This is a genomic window from Phreatobacter cathodiphilus (genome assembly GCF_003008515.1).
Classification (GTDB): Bacteria; Pseudomonadota; Alphaproteobacteria; order Rhizobiales; family Phreatobacteraceae; genus Phreatobacter; species Phreatobacter cathodiphilus.
In genome coordinates this window covers 2,921,896-2,939,454 of record NZ_CP027668.1, presented here as the reverse complement: position 1 = coordinate 2,939,454, position 17,559 = coordinate 2,921,896, and the positions used below count along the sequence as shown (strand labels likewise).

General features: G+C 67.4%; 20 protein-coding genes. 11 read left to right on the top strand and 9 right to left on the bottom strand.

What is annotated here, in order from left to right; all coding sequences use genetic code 11:
• Positions 1-421 precede the first annotated feature (421 nt).
• From C6569_RS14195 to C6569_RS14170, 6 genes are all read left to right on the top strand, one after another.
• Positions 422-1,567, top strand: a complete 1,146-nt coding sequence (locus tag C6569_RS14195; RefSeq protein WP_106749471.1) for a type III PLP-dependent enzyme — start codon at positions 422-424, stop codon at positions 1,565-1,567.
• 128 nt (positions 1,568-1,695) lie between these two features.
• Complete coding sequence (locus C6569_RS14190; RefSeq protein ID WP_106749470.1) at positions 1,696-2,292, top strand: GNAT family N-acetyltransferase; 597 nt, start codon at positions 1,696-1,698, stop codon at positions 2,290-2,292.
• Positions 2,293-2,398: 106 nt separating this feature from the next.
• A complete protein-coding gene (locus C6569_RS14185; protein WP_106749469.1) occupies positions 2,399-2,734 on the top strand; it encodes a hypothetical protein in 336 nt (111 codons plus the stop codon).
• Positions 2,735-2,864: 130 nt separating this feature from the next.
• A complete protein-coding gene (locus C6569_RS14180; RefSeq protein ID WP_106749468.1) occupies positions 2,865-3,329 on the top strand; it encodes an Lrp/AsnC family transcriptional regulator in 465 nt (154 codons plus the stop codon).
• 2 nt (positions 3,330-3,331) lie between these two features.
• Positions 3,332-3,721, top strand: a complete 390-nt coding sequence (locus C6569_RS14175) for a RidA family protein (RefSeq protein WP_106749467.1) — start codon at positions 3,332-3,334, stop codon at positions 3,719-3,721.
• A gap of 22 nt (positions 3,722-3,743) precedes the next feature.
• Complete coding sequence (locus tag C6569_RS14170) at positions 3,744-4,550, top strand: creatininase family protein (protein WP_106749466.1); 807 nt, start codon at positions 3,744-3,746, stop codon at positions 4,548-4,550.
• A 272-nt stretch (positions 4,551-4,822) separates the two neighbouring features.
• Here C6569_RS14170 and C6569_RS14165 read toward each other — a convergent pair whose 3' ends face one another.
• Both C6569_RS14165 and C6569_RS21745 read right to left on the bottom strand, forming a co-directional pair.
• Entirely contained in the window at positions 4,823-5,344 is a 522-nt protein-coding gene (locus C6569_RS14165; RefSeq protein WP_106749465.1) for a DedA family protein, read from the bottom strand.
• Positions 5,345-5,461: 117 nt separating this feature from the next.
• The gene (locus tag C6569_RS21745; RefSeq protein ID WP_146144810.1) at positions 5,462-6,097 is read right to left on the bottom strand and encodes a hypothetical protein; all 636 of its coding nucleotides are present in this window, start codon (positions 6,095-6,097) and stop codon (positions 5,462-5,464) included.
• Between the two features lie 285 nt (positions 6,098-6,382).
• On the opposite strand from C6569_RS21745, the gene C6569_RS14160 reads away from it, so the two are divergent.
• Positions 6,383-7,354: a phosphoribosylaminoimidazolesuccinocarboxamide synthase gene (locus C6569_RS14160; protein WP_106749464.1), complete on the top strand. Its 972-nt coding sequence runs from the start codon at positions 6,383-6,385 to the stop codon at positions 7,352-7,354.
• A gap of 209 nt (positions 7,355-7,563) precedes the next feature.
• On the opposite strand, the gene C6569_RS14155 is transcribed toward C6569_RS14160, so the two are convergent.
• Both C6569_RS14155 and C6569_RS14150 read right to left on the bottom strand, forming a co-directional pair.
• The gene (locus C6569_RS14155) at positions 7,564-8,640 is read right to left on the bottom strand and encodes a transketolase family protein (protein WP_181313755.1); all 1,077 of its coding nucleotides are present in this window, start codon (positions 8,638-8,640) and stop codon (positions 7,564-7,566) included.
• 11 nt (positions 8,641-8,651) lie between these two features.
• Positions 8,652-9,506 (bottom strand): transketolase, encoded by an 855-nt coding sequence (locus C6569_RS14150; RefSeq protein WP_106749462.1) that lies wholly within the window; start codon positions 9,504-9,506, stop codon positions 8,652-8,654.
• A gap of 213 nt (positions 9,507-9,719) precedes the next feature.
• Here C6569_RS14150 and C6569_RS21980 point away from each other — a divergent pair, with 213 nt between their 5' ends.
• Complete coding sequence (locus tag C6569_RS21980) at positions 9,720-10,217, top strand: nuclear transport factor 2 family protein (protein WP_181313754.1); 498 nt, start codon at positions 9,720-9,722, stop codon at positions 10,215-10,217.
• A gap of 42 nt (positions 10,218-10,259) precedes the next feature.
• On the opposite strand, the gene C6569_RS14140 is transcribed toward C6569_RS21980, so the two are convergent.
• From C6569_RS14140 to C6569_RS14125, 4 genes are all read right to left on the bottom strand, one after another.
• Positions 10,260-10,697 (bottom strand): hypothetical protein, encoded by a 438-nt coding sequence (locus C6569_RS14140; protein WP_106749461.1) that lies wholly within the window; start codon positions 10,695-10,697, stop codon positions 10,260-10,262.
• Between the two features lie 166 nt (positions 10,698-10,863).
• Positions 10,864-11,487 carry a 2,3-bisphosphoglycerate-dependent phosphoglycerate mutase gene (locus C6569_RS14135; protein WP_106749460.1) on the bottom strand — a complete coding sequence of 208 codons (624 nt, stop codon included), beginning with the start codon at positions 11,485-11,487 and terminating at the stop codon, positions 10,864-10,866.
• 22 nt (positions 11,488-11,509) lie between these two features.
• A complete protein-coding gene (gene dapB, locus C6569_RS14130) occupies positions 11,510-12,316 on the bottom strand; it encodes a 4-hydroxy-tetrahydrodipicolinate reductase (protein ID WP_106749459.1) in 807 nt (268 codons plus the stop codon).
• A 63-nt stretch (positions 12,317-12,379) separates the two neighbouring features.
• The gene (locus C6569_RS14125; RefSeq protein WP_106749458.1) at positions 12,380-13,612 is read right to left on the bottom strand and encodes a M20 family metallo-hydrolase; all 1,233 of its coding nucleotides are present in this window, start codon (positions 13,610-13,612) and stop codon (positions 12,380-12,382) included.
• Positions 13,613-13,800: 188 nt separating this feature from the next.
• On the opposite strand from C6569_RS14125, the gene C6569_RS14120 reads away from it, so the two are divergent.
• Entirely contained in the window at positions 13,801-14,448 is a 648-nt protein-coding gene (locus C6569_RS14120) for a DUF1007 family protein (RefSeq protein WP_245898105.1), read from the top strand.
• Positions 14,445-15,419: a nickel/cobalt transporter gene (locus tag C6569_RS14115; RefSeq protein ID WP_106749456.1), complete on the top strand. Its 975-nt coding sequence runs from the start codon at positions 14,445-14,447 to the stop codon at positions 15,417-15,419. Before C6569_RS14120 ends, C6569_RS14115 begins: the two co-directional genes overlap by 4 nt.
• A gap of 103 nt (positions 15,420-15,522) precedes the next feature.
• On the opposite strand, the gene C6569_RS14110 is transcribed toward C6569_RS14115, so the two are convergent.
• Positions 15,523-16,056, bottom strand: a complete 534-nt coding sequence (locus C6569_RS14110; protein WP_106749455.1) for a GcrA family cell cycle regulator — start codon at positions 16,054-16,056, stop codon at positions 15,523-15,525.
• A 399-nt stretch (positions 16,057-16,455) separates the two neighbouring features.
• Between C6569_RS14110 and C6569_RS14105 the strand changes: the two genes are divergently transcribed.
• A complete protein-coding gene (locus C6569_RS14105) occupies positions 16,456-17,430 on the top strand; it encodes an alpha/beta hydrolase family protein (RefSeq protein WP_106749454.1) in 975 nt (324 codons plus the stop codon).
• Positions 17,431-17,559: the final 129 nt, after the last annotated feature.

The following is a 17,559-nucleotide window of genomic DNA, read 5'->3' as shown; positions in this document are numbered from 1 at the left end:
AGACTTGGGAATGCGCCGGGGATCTGCCGGGCCGTGTTCCAGGGGCGTCGCAAGACGCGGGGTCTTCGATACCTAACCGGCAGCCGGAGGCAAACCGGCGAACCCTGCCCTCCGCAGGGGACGCGACTTGAAGCAACGACGATCGGGCTTTTTTGGTCTCAGCTGGTGTCCAGAGCCAGCTACCGAAGAGGCTTGTTCTTCTTGCCGGCCGTGCGGATCGGGGATGTCCCCAATCCAATCGAAGGCGTCTTCGTCTCGCTGACGGGTGTCCAGCCCGGCCGCGGAAGAGATGTCTCGGCGAACGTCATCGGGTTGCCGACGCCACCGGTGTTCCGTCTCCACAGCGGACCCGCGAAGCCGACGCAGCCCATGGGTTCAACCCTTTGCTGGTCCTCGGGAGAGAGGGCTGGGGGGACATCACATGACCGACCGTATCCGCGAATTCCTCCGCAACCGACGCGACGATGGCCCGATCATGGTCGTCGATCTCGAGGTCGTGGCCGCCAACTTCGCCAAGTTCGCCCGGGCGCTGCCCGACACGCGCGTGTTCTACGCGGTGAAGGCGAATCCGGCCCCGGAAATCCTCAACCTGCTCGCCGAGATGGGCTCGTGCTTCGACTGCGCCTCCGTGGTCGAGATCGAGCAGGCCCTGGCGACCGGCGTCTCCGCCGACCGCATCTCCTTCGGCAACACGATCAAGAAGGAGAAGGACATCGCGCGCGCCCTCCAGTACGGCGTGCGCCTGTTCGCGGTCGACTGCGAGCCGGAGGTCGAGAAGATCGGCCGCCAGGCCGAGATCATCGGCGCCAAGGACGTCAAGGTCTTCTGCCGCTTCCTGCAGGACTGCGAGGGCGCCGAGTGGCCGCTCTCCCGCAAGTTCGGCTGCGCGGCGGAGATGGCTCCGCGCGTCCTTGAGCATGCGCACCGCCTCGGGCTGCAGGCTTACGGCCTGTCGTTCCACGTCGGTTCGCAGCAGACGAACATGGGTGCCTGGGACCAGGCGCTGACCACCGCCTCCTCGATCTTCGCCACGCTCGCCGAGCGCGGCATCGAGCTGAAGATGGTCAACATGGGCGGCGGCTTCCCGACCAAGTACCTCAAGGACGTTCCGGCGGCGGAAGCCTATGGCGCGGCCATCTTCGAGGCGCTGACCAAGCATTTCGGCAACCGTCTCCCGGAAACGATCATCGAGCCGGGTCGCGGCATGGTCGGCAATGCCGGCATCATCGAGTCCGAGGTCGTGCTCATCTCGAAGAAGTCGGACGAGGACGAGGTCCGCTGGGTCTATCTCGACATCGGCAAGTTCCACGGTCTCGCCGAGACCATGGACGAGGCGATCCGCTATCCGATCCGCACGGAGCGTGACGGCGACGAGACGGCCCCCTGCGTGCTGGCGGGACCGACCTGCGATTCGGTCGACGTCATGTACGAGAAGAAGCCCTACGACCTGCCCGTGTCGCTCTCCATCGGCGACAAGGTGCTGATCGAGGCGACGGGTGCCTATACCACGACCTATTCCACGGTCGGCTTCAACGGCTTCGCGCCGCTGGCGAGCGTCTGCATCTGACGCTCCTCCTCCCGCCCGGGTGACCGGGCGGGCTTTCCGCCAACCCCTGAAGCGTCCCGACCGGCCGTGGGCATCTCGCCCCGGCACGAGGGCTGTCGTCACTCTCTCGCCAGAGAAGGACCGCGGCCATGACCGTGCACGTCTCCCTCCAGGGCCTCGCGCCCGCCCCCGCCTCCGCCATCATCGTCTCCGACGAGCGTCCGTGCCATGTCGAGCCGCGCGAGGCGCTGCTCGACCAGGCCTTCGGCGCCGACCGTTTCGAGAAGACCTCCGAGCGCCTGCGCGAGGGGCGGCTGCCGGCCGACCGTCTCGCCCTGGTCGCGACGGCCGGCGAGCGCCTGGTCGGCACGGTCAGGCTGTGGAACGTCACGCTCGGCCCCGACCGGCCGGCGCTCCTCCTAGGCCCGCTCGCGGTGGACGGCACGATCCGCTCGGCCGGCATCGGCGGGCTGCTGATGCGGGAGGCGATCGAGCGGGCGCGGGAGGAGGGCCACCGGGCCGTTATCCTGGTCGGCGACGAGGCCTATTACCGGCGCTTCGGCTTCTCACCTGAGAAGATGGAGCGCCTGTGGATGCCGGGACCGGTGGAGCGGTCGCGGTTTCTCGGGCTGGAACTGGTCCCGGGCGCTCTGGACGGCGCCCTGGGTCTGGTCAGCCCGACGGGCAGGGAAATGCCGCGCTGGCAGGGTCTGGAACTCGGCCGGGCCTGGCGCATTGCTGCCTGAGAGGCGGTGACGCATGCCGGTCACAGTTCCTCAATCTGTGACCGGCATGCTCTCGACCGGGACGTGGCGGAAGGCTAGAGTTTCGCCATCGCATCGGGAGCATCTCATGATCGCCAAGTTCGCCACCGGCCTCGTCGCACTGACGGCTGTCGTCGCCGTCGAGGCGGCCGTGCACCAGGCGGAGGCGCAGCAGCGCCGCCGTGCGGTTCCCGAGGTCCGCGTGTCGCGCCCGAGCTGGCTGGTGACCCCGAAGGTGTCCTTCCCCGGGGAGCGCCTGACCTCCCGCCCCGACATCCTCTACGCCCCCTACACCGTGACCGGCGAGCCGGTGGCCATGTCCACCAGCATGCGCGGCGCCCGCATCGGCCGCGACCGGTTCTGGGGCGCCCCGGCCTATACCGTGAACTGGCCCTGGCCGGCCGCCTTCTACGCCGGCAACTGATCCCGCGATTCGACTGCGCGCACGGCTGTTCCCGGCAGGCGTGCATCAGACACTCGTCTCGCTCGCCACGGCGTGCGGGACCGTCTAAACCTGTCGGCAAGATCAATTCCCAGTGAAGGGATGCCAGGGGATGGACGATACCGACCGCCGCATTCTGTCCGTGCTGCAGACCGACGCCTCGCTGTCCATCGCCGAGGTCGCCTCGCGCTCGGGGCTGTCGACGACCCCGGCCTGGAAGCGCATCCAGAAGCTCGAGGCGGAGGGCATCATCAAGGGCCGCGTCGCCCTCCTCGATCCGAAGAAGCTCGGGCTCGGCCTCACCGTCTTCGTGTCGGTGGAGACGGCCGACCATTCCGAGGGCTGGCTCGGCCGCTTCGCCGAGCTCGTCGCGGCCATGCCCGAGGTGATGGAGTTCTACCGGATGGCCGGCGACGTCGACTACATGCTGCGCGTCGTCGTCGCCGACATGGACGCCTACGACGCCTTCTACAAGCGCCTCATCGCGCAGATGCCGCTGAAGAACGTCACCTCGCGCTTCGCCATGGAGCGCATCAAGCAAACCACCGCACTGCCGATCCAGACGGGCAAGCCCTGACCATGCTCGAGAAGCTGACGCCGGCCGCCATGCCGGCTCCCTTCGCCAAATATTCGCATGCGGTCGTCGTTCCGGCGGGCACGCGGATGCTGTTCTGCTCTGGCCAGCTCGGCCTCGCGCCGGATGGCGCGATACCCGAGAGCGCCGAGGCGCAGGCCGACCTCTGCTTCGCCGCCATCGGCCACATGCTGGCGGCCGCCGGCATGGACGTCGCCGACATCGTCCGCATCAACGCCTTTGTCACGGACCGGGCGCATATGGCCGGCTATATGGCGTCGCGGGACAGACACGTCACCAGTCCGCCGCCGGCCTCGACGCTGATGATCGTGACCGGTTTCACCCGACCGGAGTTCAAGGTCGAGGTCGAGGTGGTCGCGGCGAAGGCCGGTTGAGCCGGAGAAGACGGAGGGCGCCATGCTGCCGCGACAGCTCTGGGGCGACATGACCACCGAGGAGTTCCGCGCGGCGGAGACCGGAACATGGATCGCCGTGCTGCCCCTCGCCGCGATCGAGCAGCACGGGCCGCACCTCGCCGTCTCCGTCGACACGGTCATCGCCGAGGGCAATGTCCAGGCGGTGCGGGAGATCCTGCCGAAGGGCCTGCCCGTCACCTTCCTGCCGACCGTGTGGATGGGCAAGTCGGACGAGCACGTCGCCTTTCCCGGCACGATCACCATCTCGGCGGAGACGCAGATCCGGCTGCTGACCGAGATCGGCGACGGCGTCGCGCGGGCGGGGGTGCGCAAGCTCGTCCTCGCCAATTCCCACGGCGGCAACGTCGCCACCATGGAGATCGTGGCGCGCGAGCTGAGGCGGCGGCACGGGATGTTCGTGGTGCAATGCTCCTGGCACCGGCTCGGTTCGCCGGAGGGACTCTTCCCCGAGGCCGAGCATGTCCACGGCATCCATGGCGGCACCATCGAGACCTCGCAGATGCTGCATTTCCGCCGCGACCTCGTGCACATGGCGAAGGCGCGCGACTTCGTCTCCGCCGCCGTGCTGATGGAGCAGCGCTACCGGCACCTGCGCGCGACCCAGCGCATATCCTTCGGCTGGATGAGCGAGGACCTCTCCACCGCTGGCGCCATGGGAAATGCGGCGGCCGCGACTCCGGCGAGCGGGCGCGAGCAGACCGAGTTCACGGCGCGCGCCTTCGTGGAGCTTCTGCAGGACGTGCACGCCTTTCCGGTCGAGCACCTGGGGACGGCGACGCTCGTCTGAGACATCGTGGCGGGGCTTTCGGCTGCACGATCCAAGTGCGTCCTTCGAGGCTCGCCTGGGCGAGATGCAAGCGCATCTGGCGGGCTCGCACCTCAGGATGAGGTGGGTGTCAGCTCTGCATCGGCGTCAAAGTCAGTTCGGCCGTCGCGCGTCACGACAACCGCGGTGCAGTTCACTCACCTCCTCATCCTGAGGTGCGAGCGGCAGCGAGCCTCGAAGGACGCAGTTTGGTCGTGCAGGCCGTTGGGCCGTCCTGTTCGACCCACGGCCGCTCAGTGGAGGAAGGGCAGGTACTTGCCGAGGAAGTTGCCGGGCGCCAGCAGCACGCCGGCCCAGATGAAGGCCGAGAGCACGTTGGCAATCTGGAACTTCCATTGCGACATGGCGAGCATGCCGGCGACCAGCGGCACGGCAGCCCGCAGCGGCCCGGAAAAGCGGCCGATGAAGATGGCCCAGACGCCCCATCTCTCGAAGAAGGCATGGCCCTTGGGCAGCATGTCCGGGTGTTTCGACAGAGGCCAGATCGTCGCGATGCGGTCCTTGAAGACATAGCCGAACCAGTAGGAGACGGCGTCTCCCAGCGTGGCGCCGAGGGCTGCGGCGACGAGGATCGGCCAGAAGGGGATGCCGGCCGATCCGATCAGGGGCCCGAAGGCGACGATCATCGCCCAGGCCGGCACGATCAGCGACAGCACGGCGAGCGACTCGGCGAAGCACAGCGCGAAGATGATGGCGGGAGCCCAGGCCTGGTTGGCTTTGACGAACTCGATGACCGGGGTGACGTAGGCTTCCATGGGGCTCTTTCGCTGGGCATTGGGGGAGGGGAGCCAAACCGCTCGGAGGAGATCGGTCAAGCAATCCGGCATTTCACCGATACGCCACACCTTTTCGCCAGCATGGGTGTTGGCGTGTCAGCCCGCCTCGACTTCATGCATTCCTTCAAATCGAAAGTCATATTTGTCGACCAGTGACTGAAGTCGATCAATAGACTCTTCTATCGACAGTATTTTTTCCTTTTTGTTTTCATCGTATAAGATATTTCGGATAAAATTACCTATCCGACTTGAATAGCCATTTTGATATTGGCGAAGCCTCGACAGCCCGGAGGAACCTTTTGTGATCCAGTTGAGCTGTTTATTGAGCATGTGAATATCGTCCGGGCTAATATCTATCCCAAAAAAGCGATTTATTTTATTCGCCAAGTTGAAAAACTCCAGAGCACTGGCTCTGTGCTCCAGATGTCTCTCTTCATATCGAAAATAAAACTGAGCCATTGTTAAAATAACAACCATTGCTGCCGATAAATTGATCAGTATCGCCGCGCTCGACGCCTCTTTATTGCCGAGTGAGACGTTAAAAAAGCCAATGTAAACATTGATAACAGTTTTGGCGTCCTCGCTGAGCGACATAAATAGTACAAGTATGGTCGCAATAATATTTGCTATCGTCAGCCAATTCTTTCGTCTTGCATATGTCTGAGACAAATGAGTGTGTACATAGCCTCCGAGTAGACAGATGTTGTGCCAATGCGACAGCAGGAGGTTCATCGTAACTTTATCGTAGCTCATGTTTATGTATTCTCGTTTCTTTTCTACGCTCGCCATATCTAGATCTCGCAGAGGTGCCTCTCGGGAAGCATAATTGAAAGCATTGTGTTAACAACATTGAATTTGGTCAATTCAAGAGTTGGGGTTGGAAGGACAGGCTTTGCCAGTCGCGCGATTCGGTTAGGGGGACATGGCGTCGCGGCCTTTCCTCGCGGCACGCCAGGCTCTATCAGGTCGCCTCCGGCGGGGGCCTCAGGAGCCGTTCGCCTCTCAAGGGAGACGGCCATGGATCTGGCGCAACTGAAGGCCAACGCCCATCGCGTCCTCGACGACGCGACCATTCCGGAACTGCCGAACCATTACCGCGGCAAGGTGCGCGACAATTACGACCTCGCCGACGGTAGCCGCGTCATCATCGCCACCGACCGGATCAGCGCCTTCGACCGCATCCTGGCGGCGATCCCCTTCAAGGGCGAGGTGCTGACGCAGACGGCGCGCTACTGGTTCGAGGAGACGGCGGACATCTGCCCCAACCACGTTATCGCCTATCCGGACCCGAACGTGGTGGTCGGGCGCCGTCTCGACATCCTGCCCGTGGAGATCGTGGTGCGCGACTATCTCGCCGGCACCACCGGCACCTCCGTCCTCACGCTCTACAAGAAGGGCCAGCGGGAGATGTATGGCATCACCCTGCCCGACGGCCTCAAGGACAACCAGCGCCTGCCGCAGCCGATCATCACGCCGACCTCCAAGGCCTTCGACGGCGGCCATGACGAGCCGCTGTCGCCCGAGCAGATCCTCGACCAGAAGCTCGTCACGCCGGAGCAGTGGGAGACGCTGACGCGCTATGCCTTCGCGCTCTTCGCCCGGGGCCAGCAGCGCGCGGCGGAGCGGGGCCTGATCCTCGTCGACACCAAGTACGAGTTCGGCACCGACCGCGACGGGCGCATCGTGCTGGCGGACGAGATCCACACGCCGGACTCGAGCCGCTACTGGAAGGCGGAGAGCTATCCCGCCCGCTTCGCCGCGGGCGAGAAGCCCGAGAGCTTCGACAAGGATTTCGTCCGCAACTGGGTGGTGGCGCGCTGCGACCCCTACAAGGACGACATTCCGGCGATCCCGCAGGACGTGATCGTCGCGACCGCGGCGGTCTATATCGAGGCCTTCGAGACGATCACCGGCCAGCGCTTCGAGATCGGTTCGGACGAGGGGCGGGTGATCGACCGCATCCGGGCGAACCTCGCCGGCTATTTCTGAGGGGAGCGGTCTCAGAAGGCCCCACCCGCACCCTCCCCTCGCTGCGCGATGGGAGGGGGACTTCGGCGTCGCGCCCAATCTCCGAAGGTCGAGCCTGGCGCCAGCGTCGAAGTCTGTGGATGGCGTTAAAGTCCCCCTCTCCGCGCGCAGCGCGGGGAGGGTGCGGGTGGGGCCATCTCACTCGACGAACCTACCCAGCCTTCAATCCCCTAGCCCTTCAGCGCCCTGCGCACCGCGGCGGCGACGCCCTCGCCGTCGAGGCCATAGTGGCGGTAGAGGTGGGTCGGGGGCCCGAGAACCGAATAGGCGTCGGGCATGCCGACCTTGGTGAGGCGGGTGCCGAGGCCCTCCTCGGCGATGACCTCGGCGATGGCTGCGCCGAAGCCGCCGGTGATGTTCGCCTCCTCCGCCGAGACGATCGGCCCGCGCTTCGCCGCGTCGCGCACCGCTGCGACGTCGAGCGGCCGGATCGAGTACATGTCGACCACGGTGATCTCGATGCCCTCGCTTTTCAGGATGTCGTGGGCGTCGAGCCCGGCCTTCACCAGGTTGCCGATGGCGAGGACCGTGGCATGGCGTCCCTCGCGCAGGGTGTTGGAGCCGCCGATGCGGAAGTCGAACTCCTTGTCATAAACGACAGCCTCGCGGCCGCGTCCGGCGCGGAAATAGATGGGCGCGGGATGCTTGACGTTGGTGCGCAGCGCCGAGGACAGGGCGGTGCCGTCGCAGGGCGCCATGAGGGTGAGGTTGGGGATGGCGCGCAGCGCCCCGATGTCCTCGCAGCAATGGTGCGAGGTGCCGTAGAAGCCCATGGCGATGCCGGAATGGGTGCCGACCATCTTCACCGGCAGGTTGGTGTAGCAGATGTCGTTGCGGATGTTCTCGACGCCCATCAGGGCGAGGAAGAACGAGTAGTTCGAGATGACCGGCGTCAGGCCCATGGTGGCGAGGCCTGCCGCTGCGCCGATCATGTTCCGCTCCGCGATGCCGAAATTGAAATAGCGGTCGGGATATTTCTGGCCGAAGCCAATGACCTGGGTCGGGCGGCCGAGATCGGCGGTGCAGACGACGATGTCGTCATGGCCGGCCTCGGCGAGCTCGATCAGCGTCCTGCCGGTGGTGAGCTGGCGTGACAGGCCGAGCGAGACGACCATGTCCCAGGAGCGTTCGTCGAAGTCGTCGGTAACGGTGGATTCGGCGAGGTCGATGGTCTTCTTCAGCTCGGCCGACATGTAGGCCATGCCGGGGGCGGGGGGATTGGCGCGGTACTTCTCGCTCTGGCTCATGGTCTCGCTCCTCACCCGATCTCGCCGGCGTCGATCTCGGCATAGGCGCGTTCGATGTCCTTCGGCCCGAGGAAGCCGAGGTGCCATTGCCAGGTGCCCTCCATGAAGGAGACGCCCTTGCCGGCGACCGTATAGGCGAGGACGCAGGCCGGGCGGCCGTCGGGGGCGTTGAGGGCGCGGTTGAGCGCGTCGAAGGTCAAATCGATGTCGTGGCCGTCCCTCAGGACGATCGTGTTCCAGCCGAAGGCCTCCCACTTCTCCTTGAGAGGCTCGGAGCGCAGGGTCTGCTGCGGATCGCCGTCGGAGCCGGCGCCGTTGATGTCGACGATGCCGACGAGGTTGTCGAGGCCGTAGTGGGCGCCGGCCTGGGCGGCCTCCCAGATCTGCCCCTCGTTCATCTCGCCGTCTCCCATCAGGCAGACGGCGCGGGCGGGCGAGCCCTTCAGCCGGGCGCCGAGCGCCATGCCGACGGAGACGGAGAGGTTGTGGCCGATGGAGCCGGAGGAGAAGTCGATGCCGGGCACCTTCTTCATCTCGGGATGATCGCCGAGGAAGGAGCCCATGCGGCTGTAGGTGTCGAGCCAGTCGGCGGGAAAGAAGCCGAGATCGGCCAGCACGGGGAAGAGGCCGATGGCGGCGTGACCCTTGCCCATGGTGAAGCGGTCGCGGTCGGCCCAGCGCGGCTCGTCCGCCTTGACGTGGAGGAGCTGGTAGTAGAGCAGCGCCACGATCTCGGCCATGGAGAAGGACGAGCCGTAATGGCCGGAGCCGCAGATGTCGGTGAGCCGCACGGTCTCGCGGCGGATCAGTTTCGCCTTCTCGCGGATGAGCGAGCGGTCGACGTTGCGCACGGCGCGCGACGGCATGGTGTTCCTCCCGGGGTCGTTTTTTTTAAATCGATTTACGCAGAGGGTAGGGCAGACATGCCGCCGCTCGCAAGCCTTGCGTGCCGCAGCCTGAGGTTCGGTGGACGCCTACGTGTCCGACCTGATCCGCGTCGCGCCGCGGGGTGTATTCGCCGAATGCCTCTGTTGATTTGTGCCAAGGCTGTCTCATACCTTCACGTGACGCACGCGTGCATGGAGCCGCTCAGGATGGTGCTGCATCTCGTCACCGACGAGCTCGGTCTCGAACAGAAGCTGAAGGTCGGCTATGCGGCCTGGGCGCGTGGCGACACGCTCGCGCTCGCCTCGCTGTTCTGTGAGGACTGCGAATTCACGCTGGTGGGCAACCCGGTCCTCAACCCCCATGCCGGGCTGCGCGTGGGCATCGCCGGACTGACGGAGGTTCTCGGCCATTTCCACCGGGTGTTCGAGGTGCGCGAATTCCTGATCGAGAAGATCGTCGTCAAGGGCGACGACGCCTTCGTGCACTGGCATTCCTCGCTCATGTTCCGGCCGAACGGGCGGGTGATCGAGAGCGAGCGGTGCGACCTCGTCCGCTTCCGCGGGCGGCTCATCCAGAGCATGAAATGCTTCTACGATTCCGCCTCGATGGCGATCACCACCGGCCGGGCCCAGGCAGCGGCCGCCGACACGCGGCCGCCGCTGCCCCAGGCCGACCTCAAGGTGTCGTGAGGCGACGGGCGTCTCGCCGGTGGCGGCGCCCCGCGCCGCGCCTCAGCGTCGCACGAAGGACGTGTAGCGCACCGGGCAGGCCGGCTGCCGGCAGCCGACGGGGATGAGCTGGATGGACCCGTTCGAGCTTTCACGGGGCGTATGGCTGAGGCTGCTCGATGGCCGCTGCGCGTTGGCGGTGGCGAGGATGTTGCCGCGGCCGTCGCGCAGGATGAGCTGGACGCCGTCGCAATTGGAGCAGACAGCGCCAAACGTCACCGCCTCGCCGGCCCGCAGGCCCGCTCCCCAGCGCCGGCCCTGATTGCCGTCGGCCGTGAAATTGTAGCCGCCCTCGTGAAACGGCTTCCAGCCGTTGCCGACCCATCGCCGCAGCACCGACTGCCAGGCATCATCCATCGACTGGGCCTGAGCGGGAACGCCCGCGGCGATCACGGCGAAAACGGCCGCACAGAGCGATGCCGTCAGTGAACCACGCTTCATCTCATCGATCCCATCAAGCCTGGATCCGCTCTATCGCCCACGGTCCAGCAGAACGAGGCCGATGCTGTCACATGATACCGTCATGGACAACCAAGGAAGCACGCCGCGCAGGAATGCAAGCTGGTGCGGCGACTGCCGGCACGGGCAGCCGCCAAACGTTGCCGTCCTAGCCTTCCAGCACCTGCTTCGACGCCACCGTCGTGTCGGCGTTGAGGCGATAGACCAGCGGCACGCCGGTCTTCAGCTCGAGCGAGGGGATCGTCTTGTCGTCGAGATGGTCGAGAACCATGATCAGCGCCCGCAGGGAATTGCCGTGGGCGGCGACCAGCACGCGCTCGCCGCGCATCACCCGCGGCAGGATCGTCTCGACGTAATAGGGCAGGACGCGCGCCACCGTGTCCTTCAGGCTCTCGCCGCCGGGTGGCGGCACGTCGTAGGAGCGGCGCCAGATGTGCACCTGCTCGTCGCCGTACTTGGCGGCGGTCTCCGCCTTGTTGAGCCCGGAGAGGTCGCCATAGTCGCGCTCGTTGAGGCGGAAGTCGCGGATGGTCTCGAGGCCGGGCTGGCCGATCTCATCGAGGATCAGCTTCAGCGTGTGCTGGGCCCGGGTCAGCGCCGAGGTGAAGGCGACGTCGAAGCCGAGGCCGAGCGCCTTGAGGCCGCGGCCGGCCGTCTTCGCCTCCTCGATGCCCTTCGGCGTCAGGCCGGGGTCCTTCCAGCCGGTGAAGAGGTTCTTCAGGTTCCACTCGCTCTCGCCGTGGCGGGTGAGCACGAGAAGCCGTTCGGTCATGATGGTGGGATCCTGTGAGGGGTCAGAGGCCGAGGACATCGGCCATGGAATAGAGGCCGGCGGGGCGGCCATGGGCCCAAAGCGCCGCCTTGAGCGCGCCGCGGGCGAAGAGGGCGCGGTCCTCGGCGTGATGGCTCATGACGATGCGCTCGGCGGGGCCGGCGAAGATCACCGAATGATCGCCGACGACGGTGCCGCCGCGCAGGGCGGCGAAACCGATGTCGCCGCGCCGGCGGGCGCCGGTCTGCCCGTCGCGGCCGCGATCCGACCGGGCGGCGAGCTCGATGCCGCGGCCGCGGGCCGCCGCCTCGCCGAACATCAGGGCGGTGCCGGAGGGCGCGTCGATCTTGCGGTTGTGGTGCATCTCCAGGATCTCGATGTCGAAATCCTCGTCGAGGGCCTCGGCCGCCCGCTTCACCAGCGCCGCCAGCAGATTCACGCCGAGGGAGAAGTTCCCCGACTTGACGATGGTGCCGATGCGGGCAGAGGAGGCGATGGCGTCGTTCTCGGCGTCCGAGAACCCCGTCGTGCCGCAGACATGGACCTTGCGGTGCTTGGCGGCGAGACCGGCGATTTCCACGGAGACGCGGGGAATGGTGAAGTCGATGATGCCGTCGGCCTGGGCCAGCGCCGCGTCCATGTCCGAGCTGACGGCGACGAGGGTGCGCCCGACGCCGGCGAGGAGGCCGGCGTCCTCGCCGATGGCGACATGGCCCTCCGGCTCGATGGCGCCGACCAGCTTCATCCCCGCCGTCTCCTGGACGAGACGCACGAGAACCCGGCCCATATGGCCGGCGGCCCCGGCGATGACGACGCGCATGTCCGACATGGATTGGCCTCTTGGTCGCTGCCGGGGCGGTCTACCAGCAGCGACCCGCGATGGAAAGCGCGCTCAGCCGCGGGCGTCGTAGGCGAGCACGGCCTCGAGCAGAACCTGGGCGCCGTTGCCGCAGTCCTCGAGCGTGGCGCTCTCCGCCTCGTTGTGGCTGAGGCCCTCGGCGCAGCGCACGAAGATCATCGTCGTGGGGCAGACGCGCGCGGTGTACATGGCGTCGTGGCCGGCGCCGGAGGTGATCTCGCGCGAGGGCAGGCCGAGCTTCTCGGTCGCCGCCCTCACGGCCGCGATCAGCGTGGCGTCGAAAGGCTGGGCAGGGGAATCCTGCAGCGGCTGGACGTCGTAGGCGGCGTCGTGGCCGGTCGCCGCCTCGGCGATGGCGATCTTCGCCGCGGTCACCATGGTCTTCAGCACGTCGTCGGCATGGTGGCGCATGTCGAGGGTGAAGCGCATCTCGCCGGGGATGATGTTGGGCGAGCCGGGATAGGCGGAGACGATGCCGATGGTGGCGAGGCCGCCGTGGTCGATGGCGATCTTGCGGATCTCGCCGGCCGCCTCGGCGAAGGCGGCGAGCGCGTCGCGGCGATAGGCCATGGGCGTGGTGCCGGCATGGCTCTCGCGGCCGGTGATGGTGCAGTTGAACCACTTGATGGCCTGAATGCCGGTGACGATGCCCACCGACAGGTTCTCCTCGTCGAGGATCGGCCCCTGCTCGATATGGATCTCGAAATAGGCCTGGAAGGCGAGGGCGCCGGGCTTCTCGGCGCCGCGATAGCCGATGGACTCCAGCGCCGCGCCCTGGGTGATGCCGTCCTTGTCGGTGACGGCGTCCATCTGCGCCTGGGTATAGGCCCCGGCATAGACCGCCGAGCCGACCATGGAGGGCGAGAACCGCGCGCCCTCCTCGTTGGTCCAGTTGACGAGGCAGAGCGGCGAGTTGGTCTCGTAGCCGGCCTGATGCAGCGTCTTCAGCACTTCGAGGCCGCCGAGGACGCCGAGCACGCCGTCGAACTTGCCCCCCGTTGGCTGGGTGTCGAGGTGGCTGCCCATGGCGATGGGCTTGCGGCTCATGTCCTTGCCGGGGCGGATCGCATACATGTTGCCGGCGGTGTCGATGTGGACGGTGCAGCCGAGGGCCTCGCATTCCCGGCGGAACCAGTCGCGCACGCGGCGGTCCTCGTCGGAGAGCGACAGGCGCCGGATGCCGCCCTTGGGCGTGCCGCCGATGGCGGCCGTCTCCATGAGCATGTCCCAGAGACGGCGGCTGTCGATGGTCAGGTTGGCGAGCATGGAGATCCTCGGAGGCGGTATCGGCGGGGATGGCGGACCATTCCACCGGGCATCGCAGGAGGCAAGCCGCGCCGGCGCAGAGGTCGCCCGCTCGCGGGCGCATCAACCCCGCGTTAACCACGAGGGCCGCCATATCTTGGCCGTCTTCCCCGCCTTATCACTGGCGTGACCGAGCACAAGGGTTCGCCGTGCCGAAAACTCGCCTTCTCGCCTTCTGCGCCCTGGCGCTCGCGATCGCCTCGGCGCGACCGGCCGAGGCTCATCCCCACGTCCAGGTGGAGACGGAGACGCAATTGCTGCACGACGGGGCGGGCCAGATCACCGGCTTCCTGCACGTGTGGACCTTCGACGAGATGTATTCGAGCTTCGCCACCCAGGGGCTCGACAAGAACGGTGACGGCCAGTTCACCCGCGAGGAACTGGCCGAACTCACCAAGGTCAACGTCGAGCATCTGGGACAGCAGAAGTTCTTCACGGTACTGCGCCACGAGCGGCGCTACGTCTCGTTCGGCGAGGTGCGCGACGCCTGGTCGGAGGTGGTCGGCGGAAAGCTCAGGCTGCACTTCACGGTGCCGATCGCGACGCCCTTCAAGGCCGCCGGCCGTCCCCTGACCGTCGAGGTCTATGATCCCGACTATTTCGTCGCCTTCACGCCAGCCGACGGCGAGCCGATGCGGCTCGTCGCCGCTCCGGCCGGCTGCCGCCTCGACTACTCCCCGCCCAAGGGGAGCAGCGCCCAGGTCGGCACCCTGTCGGAGAGCTTCTTCCAGGCTCTGGGAGCCAATGCCAATTTCGGCCAGCAGTTCGCCGGCCGCTTCACGGTGACCTGCCCGTGACCCCTTCCCGACGGGGCGCCGCGCTCCTCGTCGCGCTGGTCCTGGCCGGCTGCGTCGTCGCTCTCGCGCCGGCCCTCGCCCAGGCGCCACCCTCGGCCTTCGGCGGCGCCCGGCCACCGGCTCCCGGCGGGCTCGTCGGCTGGATCATCGAGCAGCAGGCGCTGTTCTACCGCCAGCTCTCGGCGGCGGTGCGCGGCATCCGCAGCGGCCAGTCCGGGGCCGCCTGGACGCTGGTCGGGCTCTCCTTTCTCTACGGCGTCTTCCATGCCGCGGGACCCGGCCACGGCAAGGCGGTGATCTCGTCCTACATCGTCGCCAACGGCGCCACGATCAGGCGCGGCGTGGCGCTGGCGGCGCTGTCGTCCCTCGTCCAGGCGCTGACGGCCATCGCCCTCGTCGGGTTCCTGGCGGCGCTCCTCGGGGTCACGGCCCGCACCATGACCCGGGTCGTCAACTGGGTGGAAATCGCCGCCTATGGCCTCATCATCGCCATCGGCCTGAGGCTGACCTGGCAGAAGGGCCGCGCCTTCCTCGCCCGCTTCGCCTCGTGGCGGGAGAACCGGCCGGTGCCGGGCATGGCCTGCGACGACGCTTGCGTCCACCTGCCGGCGGCCGAGCAGGTGGCGCGCATCCACTCCTGGCGCGAGGCGCTGGCGGTGGTGCTGAGCGTCGGCCTCAGGCCCTGCACCGGCGCCGTGCTCATCCTCGTCTTCGCCCTGTCCCAGGGCATCGTCCAGGCCGGGGTGGCGGCGACCTTCGCCATGGCGGTCGGCACGGCGATCACGGTGGCGGTCATCGCGGCCCTCGCCTCCGGCGCCAAGGGTCTGGCGGTGCGCCTCGCCTCGGCCCGCACCGGCGCCGCGACGCTCGTGCTCAGCGCGGCCGAACTCGTCGCGGCGGCGATCGTGGTCCTCTTCGGGGTGGGCCTCTTGACCGGCTATCTCGTCGTCGAGCGCATGATGCCGTTCTGACGGCGGCCCGCGGTCCGGCCCGGCCTCCAAAGAAAAACCCCCTCCTTGCGGAGAGGGTCGTTGGTTTGCATCGCTTTTCTGGTTGTGACGGCTGCGCCGGCGCTCAGCGCCCGCCGGCCTGCTTGCGGTCGCGGCGGCGGTCGGCCACGGGCTGGTAGGCGATGCGGGCATGGTAGGCGCAATAGGGAATGCCGGTGCCGGAGCGGGCGCCGCAATAGCGGAAATCGTCCTTGCCCGGCTCGCCGATCGGCCAGCGGCAGGAATATTCCTTCAGCTCCATGATGGTGCAGCGCTCGCCCATGGGAACGACGTTGTCGACCTCGGGCAGGCGAGCCACTTCCGTCTCCGGCACCAGATCAGGCGCCGGGCGCGGCTTGAAGGCGAGGTTGGAACGCGAGGCCGGCATGGAGGGGCGCGGCGGCGCCGAGGGCGCGCTGCGCGGGGCCTTGCGGGCGCGAGGGGCGGTGGTGGACGGCGCCTTGGCGCGGCCCGACAGCCCCAGGCGGTGGACCTTGCCGATGACGGCGTTGCGGGTCACCTGACCGAGTTCGCCGGCGATCTGGCTGGCGCTCAGACCGTCGTTCCAGAGCTTCTTGAGGAGCTCCACCCGCTCGTCGGTCCACTGCAACTGCTGCATGTTTCCGTCTCCTCCTGGAAGGCCGCGGGCCTCACGGAATCCGCAACTCACCGCCGCCCCGAACGAGGCGTCGCTGCACTGCCGATACCCTTGTCACTAAGGTCCGCCGCACGAGATGTCGTATGCCGACGGCCGGACACTACGCTATCGATTGAATCGGCGGCAAGAGTCCGGCGAATCTCGCTGTCGTTTTCCCCAAGCGGTTCGGGCCCTCGGAGAATCCGTCCACAGCTCGCAAGCCGTGTGCAGTCCACCGATGGTTGAGTCTTACCAAGGCCTTAAGGTCGGTGTTGTTTTTGAGTCACTCTCCTGAGTATCTTTTGCCGTCGACGGGCCGTTTGTGAGGCCCACCGTCCAAACCGTCGGCAAAGCCCCCCGTTCCCTCGTTCTGGTGTCGACATGGCGCTGCTGCAGACCGAGACAGACCTGCGATTTCTCGGCGCCGACGGGACGCCGCTCGCCGGCACCCTGACCATGCCCGCTTCGGACGGCGAGGTGCCCGGCCTGCTGCTGATCCAGGGCAGCGGGCCGACCGACAGGGATGGCAATCAGCGGCCCCATCTCGTCCCCGACCTTCTCAGAAACCTCGCCGGGATGCTCGCCCGGTTCGGCATTGCCAGCCTGCGTTGCGACAAGCGCGGCATGGGTGCCGTCGCCGGAAGCCTCCCGACGAATCCGGCCGCGCTCGTCGACTTCGCGCGCTGGGACCACTTCGTCGAGGACGCGCGCCTCGCATTGGCTGCGCTGGCGGCGCAAGAGGGCGTAGACGGGCGGCGGGTCGGCCTTCTCGGCCATAGCGAGGGCGGTCTCATCGCACTCGACCTCGCCGCGGGCGGCACCGCTTCGCCGGCCATGATGATCCTCGTCGCCACCCCGGGGCGGCCCATCGCGACCGTCCTGCGCGACCAGCTCGGCCGGCTCGGCCGCCGGCAGGGGGCGCCGGAAGCGGTGCTGGCCGGCCTGCTCGACGAGAACGACCGGATCCTCGCAGGGCTCGCCGCCGGCGAAGGCTATCCCGCCGTGATCTCCCCGGGGCTCGCCGGGCTCTACCCGGCCTATCTGCTGCGCTATTGGCAGGGCTTTGCTGCCCGCGACCCGGCCGCGCTCGCGGCGCGCTGCCCCTGTCCGGTCCTCGTCCTCGCCGGCGGCGCCGACCTCCAGGTCTCGGCCGAGCGCGACGTGCCGGCCCTGGAGGCGGGGCTTGCCGGGCGCGCCGCGACCGGGGCCACCCGCCACCGCGTCAGCCTCATTGCCGGCGCGAGCCACAATCTCACCTCCGTGGCCGCGCCCGACGATCCCGGTCACGCGGGGCCGCTTCATCCCGACGTGCAGCCGGCACTCGCAGGCTGGTTCCGGGAGAATGGCTGGATTTGACGGAAGGCGGCGCGCGGGTCGGCATCGGCCGTCTGCGACGCGACGGGTGGTCAGACCGCCTCGGGGCGTCTGGCCGGGACTACCGCAATGCAATATGCGCCAGCCGGCCGGAACCTTGACTTTCGACCC